12 protein-coding genes are annotated in these 14,398 nt (G+C 64.4%); all 12 read right to left on the reverse strand.

The window, feature by feature from the left end; all coding sequences use genetic code 11:
* Window positions 1-12 precede the first annotated feature (12 nt).
* The 12 genes from C2L65_RS13785 to rsmH are packed head-to-tail and all read right to left on the reverse strand — an operon-like array spanning window position 13 to window position 14,387.
* On the reverse strand, window positions 13-765 hold the full coding sequence (locus C2L65_RS13785) for a cell division protein FtsQ/DivIB (RefSeq protein ID WP_007747075.1): 753 nt from the start codon (window positions 763-765) through the stop codon (window positions 13-15).
* Between the two features lie 18 nt (window positions 766-783).
* Window positions 784-1,725 carry a D-alanine--D-alanine ligase gene (locus C2L65_RS13790; protein WP_042307870.1) on the reverse strand — a complete coding sequence of 314 codons (942 nt, stop codon included), beginning with the start codon at window positions 1,723-1,725 and terminating at the stop codon, window positions 784-786.
* Window positions 1,722-3,116, reverse strand: coding sequence for a UDP-N-acetylmuramate--L-alanine ligase (gene murC, locus C2L65_RS13795; RefSeq protein ID WP_042307868.1), 1,395 nt, complete (start codon window positions 3,114-3,116; stop codon window positions 1,722-1,724). Before murC ends, C2L65_RS13790 begins: the two co-directional genes overlap by 4 nt.
* Window positions 3,113-4,231 carry an undecaprenyldiphospho-muramoylpentapeptide beta-N-acetylglucosaminyltransferase gene (murG, locus tag C2L65_RS13800; protein ID WP_042307867.1) on the reverse strand — a complete coding sequence of 373 codons (1,119 nt, stop codon included), beginning with the start codon at window positions 4,229-4,231 and terminating at the stop codon, window positions 3,113-3,115. The genes murC and murG overlap by 4 nt, the downstream gene beginning before the upstream one ends.
* Entirely contained in the window at window positions 4,228-5,499 is a 1,272-nt protein-coding gene (gene ftsW / locus C2L65_RS13805) for a putative lipid II flippase FtsW (RefSeq protein ID WP_042307865.1), read from the reverse strand. The genes murG and ftsW overlap by 4 nt, the downstream gene beginning before the upstream one ends.
* Window positions 5,496-7,010, reverse strand: coding sequence for a UDP-N-acetylmuramoyl-L-alanine--D-glutamate ligase (murD, locus tag C2L65_RS13810; RefSeq protein WP_042307862.1), 1,515 nt, complete (start codon window positions 7,008-7,010; stop codon window positions 5,496-5,498). The genes ftsW and murD overlap by 4 nt, the downstream gene beginning before the upstream one ends.
* Before the next feature lie 59 nt (window positions 7,011-7,069).
* On the reverse strand, window positions 7,070-8,239 hold the full coding sequence (gene mraY, locus C2L65_RS13815) for a phospho-N-acetylmuramoyl-pentapeptide-transferase (protein ID WP_007747064.1): 1,170 nt from the start codon (window positions 8,237-8,239) through the stop codon (window positions 7,070-7,072).
* Between the two features lie 17 nt (window positions 8,240-8,256).
* Window positions 8,257-9,669, reverse strand: coding sequence for a UDP-N-acetylmuramoyl-tripeptide--D-alanyl-D-alanine ligase (locus tag C2L65_RS13820; protein WP_042307860.1), 1,413 nt, complete (start codon window positions 9,667-9,669; stop codon window positions 8,257-8,259).
* Complete coding sequence (locus C2L65_RS13825) at window positions 9,666-11,207, reverse strand: UDP-N-acetylmuramoyl-L-alanyl-D-glutamate--2,6-diaminopimelate ligase (protein WP_042307857.1); 1,542 nt, start codon at window positions 11,205-11,207, stop codon at window positions 9,666-9,668. Before C2L65_RS13825 ends, C2L65_RS13820 begins: the two co-directional genes overlap by 4 nt.
* Window positions 11,204-13,090 carry a peptidoglycan D,D-transpeptidase FtsI family protein gene (locus tag C2L65_RS13830; protein WP_042307856.1) on the reverse strand — a complete coding sequence of 629 codons (1,887 nt, stop codon included), beginning with the start codon at window positions 13,088-13,090 and terminating at the stop codon, window positions 11,204-11,206. Before C2L65_RS13830 ends, C2L65_RS13825 begins: the two co-directional genes overlap by 4 nt.
* The gene (gene ftsL / locus C2L65_RS13835; protein WP_042307854.1) at window positions 13,087-13,437 is read right to left on the reverse strand and encodes a cell division protein FtsL; all 351 of its coding nucleotides are present in this window, start codon (window positions 13,435-13,437) and stop codon (window positions 13,087-13,089) included. The genes C2L65_RS13830 and ftsL overlap by 4 nt, the downstream gene beginning before the upstream one ends.
* Window positions 13,434-14,387: a 16S rRNA (cytosine(1402)-N(4))-methyltransferase RsmH gene (gene rsmH, locus C2L65_RS13840; RefSeq protein ID WP_042307851.1), complete on the reverse strand. Its 954-nt coding sequence runs from the start codon at window positions 14,385-14,387 to the stop codon at window positions 13,434-13,436. Before rsmH ends, ftsL begins: the two co-directional genes overlap by 4 nt.
* Window positions 14,388-14,398 lie beyond the last annotated feature (11 nt).

The raw sequence follows: 14,398 nt of genomic DNA on the forward strand, positions 1-14,398 counted from the left end.
TGTGATGTCCTGTTACTTCTTGCCCTTGTCGGGTTCCGTAATGAAGCGCATGCCTGCCGCACGAATGGCGAAACCGTTCGGATAACGCAAGTCCGCATATTCGATGTCCTTCCCCCAACGTTGCGTCACCGCGCCCCATGCCGCGGTGAGCCGCTTGCAGCGGTCGTAGAGCGTGTCCTGATTGCGCTCGCGTCCAATTTCGACCTGCATGCCGTTCGACAGCTTCACCGTCCACGCAAAGCGTGGTGTCAGTGTCACTTCATCCGGCGTCGCCCCTACGGGCGCGAACCACTTCTTGAAGTCCTGATAACGCGCGACGACTTCTTTCGCCGACCCATCCGGGCCATCGAACGCGGGCAGCTCTTCTTCGAGCTCGCCCTGGTTCGCCGTGAACACCTCTCCGTCGGTGCTCACCAGCTGATCGGCTCCCCATGTGCCGAGCGGCTTGTACTCTTCGAGCGTCACCGCGAGCGCATTCGGCCACACGCGGCGCACGCTCGCGTGACGCACCCATGGCATCTGTTCGAACGCCTGGCGCGCCGTGTCGAGATCGACGGTGAAGAAGTTGCCCTTCAACCGGCCGACCACACCCGCGCGCACCGTCGGCGAGTTGATGTGCTCGGTGTCGCCGTCGATACGGATCTCGCGCAGCGTGAAGTTCGGGCGCTGGATCAGCCAGTACGCGCCCGCCGCCAGCAGCACGAGCAGCAACAACGCGTGCAACGCGTTGGCGGCGAGATTGAGCTGGCGTACGTTGTTCCACATGATCCGGGCGCGATCCTCTTAGTCCTTCAGCGTCAATGCAAGCACCTTCACCACCAGTTCCTGGTAGCTGATGCCGACAGCACGCGCGGCCTTCGGCGGCAACGAGTGGTCCGTCATGCCGGGCGCCGTGTTCACTTCCAGGAAATACGGATTGCCTTCGCCGTCCAGCATGAAGTCGGCGCGGCCCCAATCGGTGCAGCCGAGCACGTCGAACGCCTGGCGCGCGATCTTCTTCAGGCGCGCTTCTTCGTCGGCGGCAATGCCGCATGGAATCAGGTACTGCGTGTCGTTGGCGATGTACTTCGCGTGATAGTCGTAGAACTCGCCGGCGGGCACGATGCGGATGACGGGCAGATCGAGATCGCCCGCGATGCACGCCGTGTACTCACCGCCGCCTTCGATGCTCTTTTCGACGACGACGATCTTGTCGAACTTCACCGCTTCTTCGAGCGCGGGCACGAGCGCATCGGCCGTCTTCACCTTGATGACGGCGACGCTCGAACCTTCGCTCGCCGGCTTCACGAACAGCGGCAAGCCGAGCTTCGCGACGATGTCCTTCGCGCGCGCGGCGTAGTCGTCGCCGCGCAGCACCGCTTCGAACGGCGGCGTCGGCACGCCCAGTTGCTGCCACACGAGCTTCGTGCGGAACTTGTCGAGACCGAGCGCCGAGCCGAGCACGCCGCTGCCCGTATAACGGATGCCGTAGAAATCGAGCGCGCCCTGAATCTGGCCGTTCTCGCCGTAGCCGCCATGCAGCGCGTTGAACGCGCGCACGAAGCCTTCGTCCTTCAACGCCGCAAGCGGACGCTCGGACGGATCGAACGGATGCGCGTCGACGCCCGCATCGCGCAGCCCTTGCAGCACGAGACGGCCCGAGTTCAGCGACACTTCACGCTCGGCGGACACACCGCCGAGAAGGACCGCGACCTTGCCAAAAGATTTAGGATCGATACTGCTCATTTCGCACCTTCGTTTCCCGCAAGCCGACCCGGCACGCTGCCGATCGAACCTGCACCCATCGTGATCACCACATCGCCGTCGCGCACAATTGCAGCGAGCGCGTCCGGCACTTCATCCACTGATTCGACAAACACCGGCTCGACCTTGCCCACCACGCGGATCGAACGCGTGAGCGCACGGCCGTCCGCTGCGACGATAGGCGCTTCGCCCGCTGCGTAGACTTCCGTCAGCACGAGCGCATCGACCGTCGACAGCACCTTCACGAAATCTTCGAAGCAGTCGCGCGTGCGCGTGAAGCGGTGCGGCTGGAATGCGAGCACGAGACGCTTGTCGGGGAATGCGCCACGCGCCGCCGCAATCGTCGCGGCCATTTCGACGGGGTGATGGCCGTAATCGTCGACGAGCGTGTAGGCGCCGCCGCCCGTCACGCTCACTTCGCCGTAGCGCTGGAAACGCCGGCCGACGCCGTTGAAATCCGCGAGCGCTCGCTGGATATCGGCATCTTTCACCTCAAGTTCAGTCGCAATTGCAATTGCGGCCAACGCGTTCTGCACGTTGTGGAGACCAGGCAGGTTCAAAACGATGTCGATAGGCGCCGCGTCTTCGCGCATCGCCGTGAAATGCATCTTGCCTTCGTGCGCTTCGACATTGACCGCGCGCACCTGCGCGTCGGGCGCGAAGCCGTAACGGATGATCGGCTTCGACACGAACGGCAGAATCTCCTTCACGTTCGGATCGTCGACGCACAGCACCGCAATACCGTAGAACGGCAGACGGTGCGTAAATTCAATGAACGCCTGCTTGAGCCGCGCGAAGTCGTGGCCGTAAGTGTCCATGTGATCGGCGTCGATGTTCGTGATGACTTCGATCACCGGGAACAGGTTCAGGAACGACGCATCCGATTCATCCGCTTCGGCGACGATGAAATCGCCCGTACCGAGGCGCGCATTCGCGCCCGCGCTGATCAGCCGCCCGCCGATCACGAACGTCGGATCGAGACCGCCCGCCGCGAGCACGCTCGCCACCAGCGACGTCGTGGTCGTCTTGCCGTGCGTGCCGGCAATCGCGATGCCCTGCTTCAGGCGCATCAGTTCCGCGAGCATCACCGCGCGCGGCACGATGGGAATACGGCGATGGCGCGCGGCCAGCACTTCCGGGTTGTCGCTGCGCACGGCCGTCGAAACGACAACGGCATTCGCGCCTTCGATGTTCTCCGCGTCGTGACCGATCGCGATGCGCGCGCCGAGCGCGGCGAGGCGCTCCGTCACCGCATTGCGCGACAGGTCCGAACCGCTCACCTGATAGCCGAGATTGACGAGCACTTCGGCGATGCCGCTCATGCCCGCGCCGCCAATCCCGACGAAGTGAATGTGTTTGACGATATGTTTCATTGCTGCTTTCCTTCCGGGCTCAGGCTCGGTGTCACGCCTGCCACCGTTGCGCAGATCTGCGCGACCTGTTCGGTGGCATCGGGTTTCGCGAGCGAGCGCGAACGCTCCGCCATCTCAGCGAGCGACGCCCGCGTCTGGCTGCGCAACCAGTCGGCGAGGTTATCCACCGACAGGTCGCGTTGTTGCACGAGCAGCGCCGCGCCGTGATCGGCGAGAAACGCTGCGTTAGTTGTCTGGTGATCGTCGACGGCGTACGGGAACGGCACGAAGAATGCCGCCACGCCCACCGCCGCGATCTCGGCGACTGTCATCGCGCCCGAACGGCAGATCACGAGATCGGCGTTCGCATAGGCGCTCGTCATGTCGTCGATGAACGGCACGAGTTGTACGTCGTCACCCGTCGCGATGCCTGCTGCTTCGTAGTTCGCGCGCAATGCGTCGATATGCTTTGCGCCCGCCTGATGCACGATGCGCGGACGCTCTTGCGGTGCGAGTTGCGCCAGCGCGTGAGGCACCACTTCATTCAATGCCGCCGCGCCCAGGCTGCCGCCCACCACCAGCACGTTAAGCGGTCCACTACGCGCCGCGTAGCGTGCTTTGGGTGCTGGCGTGCGCGCAAGTTCCTCACGAATTGGATTACCCGTCCATTCCGCATGCGGCAACGCATCCGGAAACGCGACGAGCACGCGCTTGGCGAGCTTCGCGAGCACCTTGTTCGCGAGACCGGCGATCGAATTCTGTTCGTGCAGCACGAGCGGCGTGCCGCTCAATGCCGTCATCACGCCCGCAGGGAACGTGATGTAGCCGCCCATGCCGAGCACGACATCGGGCTTCACGCGACGCAGCACCGACAGACTCTGCATGCACGCGCGCAGCAGATTCACGGGCAGCATCAGCTTGGTCTTCATGCCCTTGCCGCGCAGGCCGCCGAACTGCACGTACTCCATCGGAATGCCGTGTTTCGGGACGAGCGTCGCTTCCATGCCGGCGGGATTGCCGAGCCACACGACACGCCAGCCCCACGCCTGCATCAGGTGCGCGACGGCGAGGCCCGGGAACACGTGTCCCCCGGTGCCTCCCGCCATCACCATCAGCGTGCGTTGTTGCATCGTCATACCTTGCCCCCGCGCATGAGGACCCGGTTCTCGTAGTCGACCCGCATCAGCACCGCAACCGCGACGCAGTTCAGCAAAATGCCCGAGCCGCCGTAGCTGACGAGCGGCAGCGTGAGACCCTTGGTCGGCAGCAGGCCGAGGTTCACGCCCATGTTGATGAAGGTCTGCGCGCCGAACCAGATGCCGACGCCCTTCGCGACCAGACCTGCAAACGTGCGGTCGAGTGCGAGCGCCTGACGGCCGATCTCGAACGAACGGCGCACGATCCAGTAAAACATCAGGATCACGACGAGCACGCCGACGAAACCGAGTTCCTCGCCGATCACGGCGAGAATGAAGTCGGTGTGCGCTTCGGGCAGATAGTTGAGCTTCTCGACACTGCCGCCGAGTCCCACGCCAAACCATTCACCACGGCCGAACGCGATCAGCGAGTGCGTCAACTGATACGCCTTGCCTTGTGCATAACGGTCATCCCACGGATCGAGGTACGCGAAGATCCGCTCGCGACGCCACGGCGACGCCCACACGAGCAACGTGAATGTACCGACCGCCGTCGCCACCAGTCCGCCGAAAATCTTGCCGTTCACGCCGCCGAGGAACAGCAGACCCATCGCGATCGCCGCGATCACCATGAACGCGCCCATGTCCGGCTCGAGCAGCAGCAGCATGCCGACCACGCCGACGGCGAAACCCATCGGCAGAAAGCCCTTGGCGAAGCTGTGCATGTATTCCTGCTTGCGCACCGTGTAGTTCGCCGCGTAGATCGTCACGGCGAGCTTCATGATTTCCGACGGCTGCATGTTCGTGATGCCGAGGGGAATCCAGCGGCGCGCGCCGTTCACGCCCTTGCCTACGTGCGGGATCAGCACGATCACGAGCGTGACGAGCGCGATCAGAAAGAGCTTCGGCGCGTATTTGTCCCACGTCGAAATGGGGATGCGGAACGCGATCACGCCCGCCACCGATCCCATCACGACAAAGAGGATCTGGCGCACGAGGAATGCATAGTCGTGATACGCCGCGTACTTCGGCGAGTCCGGCATCGTAATCGACGCCGAGTACACCATCACGATGCCGAGACCCAGCAGCGCGACGACCACCCACAGCAGCGAGTGGTCATAGTCGAGCATCCGCGAGCGCAGCGGACGCACGCCGTTGACGGCGCTCGACAGCCCGCCCGTGCGCGACGTGCGCTCGGCTGCCGCCGCGCCACCTGCGGAGCCGCGCTGTTTGCCGAGTTGCGACCCGAAGCGTTCCGTCCAGCTCATATCATCGTCCCCCGTTCGGCAGCGATGTCTTCGACCGCGCTCTTGAACACTGCGGCGCGATGCGCGTAACCCTTGAACATGTCGAAGCTGGCGCACGCGGGCGACAGCAGGACGGCGTCGCCCGGCTGCGCGACGGCGCTGGCTGCGCGCGTCGCTTCTTCAAGCGTCGCGTGATCGGTCATTGCGATGCCCGTATGGGCGAGCGCCACGCGAATCTGCGGCGCGTCGCGGCCGATCAGCATCACCGCGCGGCACCAGCGCATCACCGGCTCGGCGAGCGGATCGAATTCCTGGCCCTTGCCGTCGCCGCCCGCGATCAGCACGACGCGCTGCGCGAGGCCGTCGAGCGCTGCGACCGTTGCGCCGACATTGGTGCCCTTGCTGTCGTCGACGTAATCCACACCGTCGATCGATGCAATCAGTTCGACGCGATGCGGCTCGCCGCGATACTCGCGCAAGCCGTGCAACAGCGGCGCGCCTGGCAGACCGATGGCGCGCGCGAGCGCGAACGCGGCCAGCGCGTTCGTCGCGTTGTGCAACCCACGGATACGCAGCGCGTCAGCGGGCATCAGACGCTTCAGCCCGATGTTCGGCGGCGTCGTGGATTCGCTCTTGCGACGGCGCGTGGGCGCGGGTTCGTCGGTCGCGTCGCGGTCGTGCGCATCGACGAGCCAGATCATGCCGCTCTCGCGCATCAAGCCGAGGTCGCCGTCACGCGCCGGTTCGCCGACGCCGAACGTCACCACCTGCGCGCCGCCTGGCTGCGACGGCGCGAGCGCCATCACGCGCGCGTCGTCGCGGTTGAGCACGCGCACCGTGTTCTTGCCGAAAATCTTGCCCTTCGCCGCGGCGTACGCATCGAGACCGCCGTGCCAGTCGAGGTGATCCTGCGTGATGTTCAGGATCACGGCGGCGTCCGGCTCGAACGTGTGCGCGGTTTCCAGCTGGAAGCTCGACAGCTCGAGCACCCATACGTCGGGCAGCGCGGTGTTGTCGATCGCTTCCGTCAACTTGTCGAGCGCGGCCGGGCTGATGTTGCCCGCGACCGCGACCTTCTTGCCCGCGCGCTCGCACAACAGGCCCGTCAGACTCGTCGTGGTGGTCTTGCCGTTCGTACCCGTGATCGCGATCACCTTCGGCGCGTAGCCGCTTTCGCCGAGCGTGCGCAACGCTTGCGCGAAGAATTCGAGTTCGCCCCACACGGGGATATCACGTTCGCGCGCGGCGGCGATCAGCGGCACGAGATCGGCGGCGAGCGGCGACAGACCCGGACTGATCGCAACCAGTTCGACGCCTTCCAGCAGCACCTCGGAAAACGGCCCGCCGACAAAATCCCCGTCGATGCCATGCGCTTCGAGCGCGGACAGATTCGGCGGCACTTCGCGCGTGTCGGCAATGCGCAGGCGGCAACCATGCCGCGCGCACCAGCGCGCCATCGCGAGGCCCGATTCACCGAGCCCCAGCACGAGCACCATCGGCTTTTGCCGATCCCGAAACTTCTCGCCAAACATCGACTGCTTCCCCTTGCTTTGCGACTTGCTTGCGACTTTAAGTACGACTCGAATGCGGCTTAACGCAACTTGAGCGTGGACAAACCGAACAGGCACAACATCAGCGTGATGATCCAGAAACGCACCACCACTTGCGTTTCCTTCCAGCCCGACAATTCGAAGTGGTGATGCAGCGGCGCCATCTTGAAGATGCGGCGGCCTTCACCGAAACGCGCCTTCGTGAACTTGAACCACGTGACTTGCAACATCACCGACACCGTCTCGGCGACGAAAATCCCGCCCATGATGAACAGCACGATTTCCTGACGCACGATCACGGCGATCGTGCCGAGCGCGCCACCTAGCGCGAGCGCGCCGACGTCGCCCATGAACACCTGCGCCGGGTGCGTGTTGAACCAGAGGAATGCGAGCCCTGCCCCGCCCATCGCCGAGCAGAAGATCAGCATTTCGCCCGCGCCCGCGATGTGCGGGAACAGCAGGTATTTCGAATAGACGGCACTGCCCATCACGTACGCGAACACGCCGAGCGACGAGCCGACCAGCACGACGGGCATGATGACGAGGCCGTCGAGACCGTCGGTGAGATTCACTGCGTTGCTCGAACCGACGATCACGAAATACGTCAGCGCGATGAAGCCCCACACGCCAAGCGGATAGGTCATCGACTTGAGGAACGGCAGCAACAGGTCGGCACGCGCGGGCAGGCCCATCGAAAGGCCGCTGCGCACCCACGCCATGAACAGGTCGAACACGCGCACGTTGCTCGCTTCCGACACGCTGAACGCGAGATACACGGCTGCGAAGAGACCAATCACCGACTGCCAGAAATATTTTTCGCGCGACGACATGCCGCGCGGGTCCTTGTAGACGACCTTGCGGTAGTCATCCACCCAGCCGATCACGCCGAAGCCGAACGTGACGAGCATCACGATCCAGATAAAGCGGTTGGTCAGGTCGGCCCACAACAGCGTGGACACGGCGATGCCGATCAGAATCAGCACACCGCCCATCGTCGGCGTGCCCGATTTCACGAGGTGCGTCTGCGGGCCGTCCTTACGCACGGCCTGGCCGACCTTCATCTGCGCGAGCTTGCGGATCACCCACGGGCCGCAGACGAGCCCGATCAGCAGCGCGGTGATCGTCGCCGCGACAGCACGAAACGTCAGATAACTGAACACGCGCAAAAAGCCTACGTCGTTCTGCAGCCATTGCGCCAGCGCCAGTAACATACTTCTGTCCTTCTCTTTCAGTGCGCGCCGGGCGCGTTGCCCGGTGCAGCGGGTTGTGGACTCGTAACGGCGTCCACCACGCGCTCCATTTTCATGAAGCGCGAGCCTTTCACGAGATACGTCGCAGCCGCGCCGTAACCGGCCTGCTGCAATTGCGCGACGAGCGTGTTCACGTCGTCGCAATGGTGTGCTTCGCTGCCGTACGCGGCGCAGGCATAGCGCGATGCATCGCCCAGCGCATACAGCGCATCGATGCCGCGTTGCTTCGCGTACGCGCCGACTTCGCGATGAAACTCCGCGCCGTTGTCGCCGACTTCGCCCATGTCGCCCATCACCAGCACGCGCGGCGACGGACGCTCAGCGAGCACGTCGATGGCGGCGAGCATGGAGTCGGGATTCGCGTTGTAGGTGTCGTCGATCACGGTCGCGCCTGCCATCGAGCCGAGCACTGCGCGCTTCACCTGCAAGCGGCCCTTCACTGCGCCAAATGCTTCGAGACCGCGCTTGATCGCTTCAAGCGAAACACCTGAGGCGAGCGCTGCCGCCGTCGCTGCCAGAGCGTTGTGCGCGTTGTGCGCGCCGAGCACTTGCAGCGTGACGTCGACGTGGCCTTCGGGCGTATCGATGCTCAACTGATTGCCGTCGAGCGTGCCTTGGACCGCAGCTTCTGTCGTGCGTTCGTCTGTGTTCAGCGCGAAATCGACGATACGATTGCCCGTTGCCGCGACGCGCCAGATGCCGGCATAGGCATCGTTGGCCGGGAACACGGCGACGCCTTCGGCTTTAAGCGCGTGAATCACGCTCGCGTGTTCGAGCGCGACGGCCTCGACAGTCGCCATGAATTCCTGATGCTCGCGCTGCGCGTTGTTGACGACCGCGACAGTCGGCTCGGCGATCGTGCCGAGCAGTGCCGTTTCACCCGGATGGTTCATGCCGAGTTCAACGACGGCGAGCTGATGCGTTTCGTTCAGACGGAACAGCGTCAGCGGCAAGCCGACGTCGTTGTTGAAATTGCCGGCCGTCGCAAGACGCGATTGCTCACCGACAGCCGCCGCGAAGATCGACGAGATCATTTCCTTGACCGTCGTCTTGCCGTTGCTGCCCGTGACTGCGACGAGCGGCATCGCAAAGCGGCGACGCCAGCCGTTGGCCAATGCGCCCAACGCCGTGCGCGTATCGCCCGTCACGCGCAATGCGGGCACGTTGAAGTTGTCCGGCGTGCGGGTGACGAGCACCGCGCTCACGTTGCGCGCGGCGACGTCGGCCAGAAAATCGTGCGCGTCGAAACGCTCGCCCTTCAGCGCGACGAACAGATCGCCGGGACCGCACGAACGGCTGTCCGTCGAAACACGCTCGCACGCGACCGATTCGTCGCCCGTCACGCTTGCGCCTGGAATCAGTGCGGCGGCTTCACGCAGCGTGAACATCATGATTCGCTACCTCCGCGTGCGTGCGTGGTGCGTGCAGCCAGCGCGAGCCGCGCGTGATCCTGATCCGAGAACGCGCGCTTCTTGCCCATGATTTCCTGCGTCGATTCGTGACCCTTGCCCGCCAGCACGATGACGTCCTCGCGCGCCGCGCAACGCACGGCTTGCAGGATCGCGCTCGCGCGGTCTTCAATGCGGCGCGCCTTCGACGCGTCCTTCATGCCGGCCGCGATCTGGTCGATGATTTTTTGCGGATCTTCGCTGCGCGGGTTGTCGCTCGTAACGACGACGCCATCGGCGCAGCGCTCCGCGATTTCACCCATCAACGGACGCTTGGTCGCGTCGCGGTCGCCGCCGCAGCCGAACATGCAGATCAGCTTGCCGCCGCGCGCATCGGCGATCGGGCGCAATGCTGTCAGTGTCTTTTCGAGCGCATCCGGCGTGTGCGCAAAGTCGATCACGACGAGTGGCTCGTCGTTCTGCAGGCGGCCGCCGAGGCGCTCCATCCGGCCGTTCACCGATTCGAGCTTCGCGAGTTGCGCGACCGCGGCGTCGAACGGCACGTCGGATGCGAGTAGCGCGCCGAGCACGCCGAGCAGATTGCTCACGTTGAACGTGCCGAGCGTGTTGACCTCGATGTCGGTATTGCCCCAGTCCGACGCGATGTGGAACGCCGTGCCCGTCGCCGTCGCGCGCACATTGGACGCGACGATCGACGCGTCGGCCTGCACGTCGGCGTGCGATTGAAGCGCGTATGCGATGGTTTTCGCGTGACCTTTCGTGCTTGCGATCAGGCGGCGGCCCGCTTCGTCATCGGCGTTGATGACGGCGGCCTTCAGTTCGGGCCACGCGAACAGGCGCGCTTTCGCGGCTTCGTAGGCTTCGAATGTGCCGTGATAGTCGAGGTGATCCTGCGTGAGATTCGTGAACACGGCGACACTGAACGCGGTGCCGTTCACGCGCCCCTGATGCAGCGCGTGCGACGACACTTCCATCGCGACGGCCTTCGCACCCGCGGCGCGCAAATGCGCGAGGTTGCGTTGCAGTTGCGGTGCGTCGGGCGTCGTGAAGCCTGTGTACACGAGGTGGCCCGGCATGCCGCTGCCCAGCGTGCCGATGATCGCGCACGGCTGGCCGAGCGCTGTCAGCGCGGCCGAAATCCAGTTCGTACACGACGTCTTGCCGTTCGTGCCCGTCACGCCGATCACGCGCATCGCGTCGCTCGGATCGCCGTACCACGCGCTCGCGATTGTGCCTGCCAGTTCGTTCAGGCTCGGCACGGCGAACATCGTCGCGGCGTCGATATCGCCCGCAAAACCGTCCGACTGCACGAGCACGGCAGCCGCGCCGCGCTCGATCGCGTTCGCGATGAACGGGCGGTTGTCCGCGCCGTCGACGGCATACGCGAGAAACACGTCGCCTGCCGCGATCTTGCGGGTATCGGCGTGCAAATGTGCGCCTGGCTGCACGCGTGCGCGCAGCCAGGTTAGCGCGTCAGCAATCTGCTGTTGCGCTGGATGAGAAGAACGCAGCGCACTCATCTAACAACTCCGGGGCGGTTCTTCGTACTGTCTGAAATCTGCAGCTTCTTCGGCGCGGCGTGCGTCGAAAGTTTCTTTGCACCGTTGTTTGCGCCGTTCGCGGCAGGTTGCGACGCGGCGGCAGGCTTCGCGGGATTCATTTCGTCCGACACGACCATCTGCTTGACGGGCTGATCGGGCGGTACGTTCAGCGAGCGCAGCGTGTCGCCGACGATCGACGAGAACACCGGACCCGACACCTGGCCGCCGAAGTGGCTGCCCGCCGTCGGTTCGTCGACAGACACGGCCACCACGATGCGCGGATTCGGCATCGGCGCCATGCCGACGAACGACGCGCGGTACTTGCTGTGGTCATAGCCACGGCCGACGTGCTTGTACGCCGTACCCGACTTGCCGCCTACGCGATAGCCGGGCACGGCCGCATCCGGCGACGTACCGCCAGGCGACACAACGGTTTCGAGCATCGCGCGGACTTCGCGCGCGGTGGTCGGCGCGAAGACTTGCGTGCCAGTGGCCGGCTGGTCTTTCGGTATGCGGAAAATCGACACGGGCAGGATCCGGCCGTCGTTCGCGATGGCCGTGTAGGCGCGGCCCAGCTGGAACAGCGACACGGACAGACCGTAGCCGTACGACATCGTCGCCTGCTCGATACGGCGCCAGCTCTTCCAGGGGCGCAGACGGCCCGCCGCCGCGCCCGGGAAACCGACCTTCGGCGCCTGACCGAGACCAATGCCCGTATACATGTTCCACATCTCTTCGGGCCTGAGCTGCATCGCGATCTTGGTCGCGCCGATGTTGCTCGACTTCTGGATCACGCCGCCGACCGTCAGCACGCCGAAGCCGGAGTCGTCGGTGATGGGTGCGCCGTCCAGCACGAAACGGCCGCCACCCGTATCAACCAGTGTAGTCGGCGTAACGCGGTGCAGATCGAGCGCGAGCGACACCGTGAACGGCTTCATGATCGAGCCCGGCTCGAACGTGTCGGTCAGGATGCGGTTGCGCAGCTGCTCGCCCGTCAGATGCGAGCGGTCGTTCGGGTTATAGGTCGGATAATTGACGAGCGCGAGCACTTCGCCCGTTTGCACGTCGATCACCATCGCGGCGCCCGCTTTGGCCTTGAACTTCTGCACGGCCGCCTTCAGGTTCGTGTACGCGATGTACTGGATCTTGCTGTCGATCGACAGGTCGACGTCGGCGCCGTTGTGCGGCACGACCTGCTCGTCCACGTCTTCGACGATATGGCCGAGACGGTCCTTGATCACGCGACGGCTGCCCGCCACGCCCGCGAGCATCTTCTGGTCGCCGAGTTCGACGCCTTCCTGACCTTCGTCTTCGACGTTCGTAAAGCCGATCAGGTGAGCCGTGATTTCGCCTTCCGGATAAAAGCGCTTGTACTCGTTGCGCTGATAGATGCCGGGGATGCCCAGCGCTTCCACTTTCGCGGCCACCTCGACGGGCACCTGGCGCTTCACATAGACGAACGTCTTGTCTTCCGACAGCTTCTTGCGCAGCTCCGGCTGCGTCATGTCGAGCAGCTTGGCGAGATTGGCGAGCTTGTCCGCGCCGAGGTCGTCGGGCACCGACTCGGGAATCGCCCAGATTGCACGCACGGGCAGACTCGTTGCGAGCACGAGGCCGTTACGGTCGAGAATCTTGCCGCGCGTGGCCGGCAACTCCAGGCGGCGCTGATAGCGGCTTTCGCCCTGCTTCTGATAGAAGCCGTTACCCGGGCCCTGAATCCAGAACGCGCGCGCCGTCAACGCGACGAACGCCATGAAGAGCAGGAACACGACGAGCTTCGAGCGCCACATCGGCAGGCGCACCGAGAGAATCGGATTCGCCGAGAACGCGACGCTCTTGTTCTTGTTCGACGATTTCTTCATCGCGTGGCTCCACGAGCTTTCGCGACCGACGCCGGGGTCGGCGCCGAGACCGGGATCGGCGCGTCTTCGGCCTTGGCGGAGCCGGCGTCGAGCGTCAGATATTGCGTGCGTCCCGTGGTCGCGCCCTGCATCTTGAGAGAATCAGTCGCGATCTGCTCGATGCGCGAGGTCTTCGACAACGCGCTCTGCTGATATTGAAGCTGCGAATAGTCCTGCTGCAGCTGGCGCTCCTGCGATTGGGCGCGCTGCAACTGGATAAAGAACTGACGCTGCTGATTGGTCGCGTTGACGACGGAAAGCGCACAACCCATCACGACGATCAGCAGGAAGATATTGAGGCGGTTCATGGCGCGATCCGCTCCGCGACGCGCATCACGGCGGAACGGGCGCGGGGGTTCGCGGCGACTTCGGCGTCGCTCGCGAATACGCGGCCAATCAGTTTGAGCGGCGGGCTCGGCAGGTCGACGGCGCGGATCGGCAGACGGCGATCAACAGCAGGCGCATTCGAGTGCGCCTGCATGAACCGCTTGACGATCCGGTCTTCGAGCGAATGAAAGCTGATCACGACCAGCCGCCCCCCTTGCTCCAGCAACGACAATGCTGCTTCTAGTACGACTTGCAGCTCCGCAAGCTCTTGATTGATGTGAATCCGTATAGCTTGAAAGGTGCGGGTTGCCGGGTCCTTACCCTTCTCACGGGTTTTGACGACGTTAGCCACGATTTGGGCAAGCTCGCCCGTGCTGACGAGAGGCCCAAGACGGTCGGACTCTGCCCGGCGAGCAGCAAGCGCCTTTGCAATCTGAAAAGCAAACCGTTCTTCCCCATAATCCCGTATCACCTCCGTCATTTCCTGCACCGTGGCCCGAGCCAGCCAATCCGCGGCGGACTCGCCGCGCGTCGGGTCCATCCGCATGTCGAGCGGGCCGTCGGCGCGGAAACTGAAACCCCGCTCCGGGTCGTCGACTTGCGGCGACGACACGCCCAGATCCAGCAACACTCCCGACACACGCCCTACCCCGCGCTCGCTCATCGCGTCGCGCAGTGATGCGAAACTTTCATGCACGATCTCGAAGCGCGGATCGGCGATCTGCTGCGCGGTGGCAATGGCGAGCGGGTCCTTGTCGAAGCCGATCAGACGCCCCGATTCGCCCAGCTTTGCCAGCACCGCGCGGCTATGCCCGCCGCGCCCGAACGTGCCATCTATATAGATACCGTCCGCGCGCGTGACGAGCGCATTCACCGCTTCTTCGAGCAGCACCGTGCGATGCTGCAATTCGTTACTCATCGCAGGCGCCATATGTATTACCT

Source organism: Paraburkholderia terrae, from assembly GCF_002902925.1.
In the GTDB taxonomy this organism is placed as follows: Bacteria; Pseudomonadota; Gammaproteobacteria; order Burkholderiales; family Burkholderiaceae; genus Paraburkholderia; species Paraburkholderia terrae.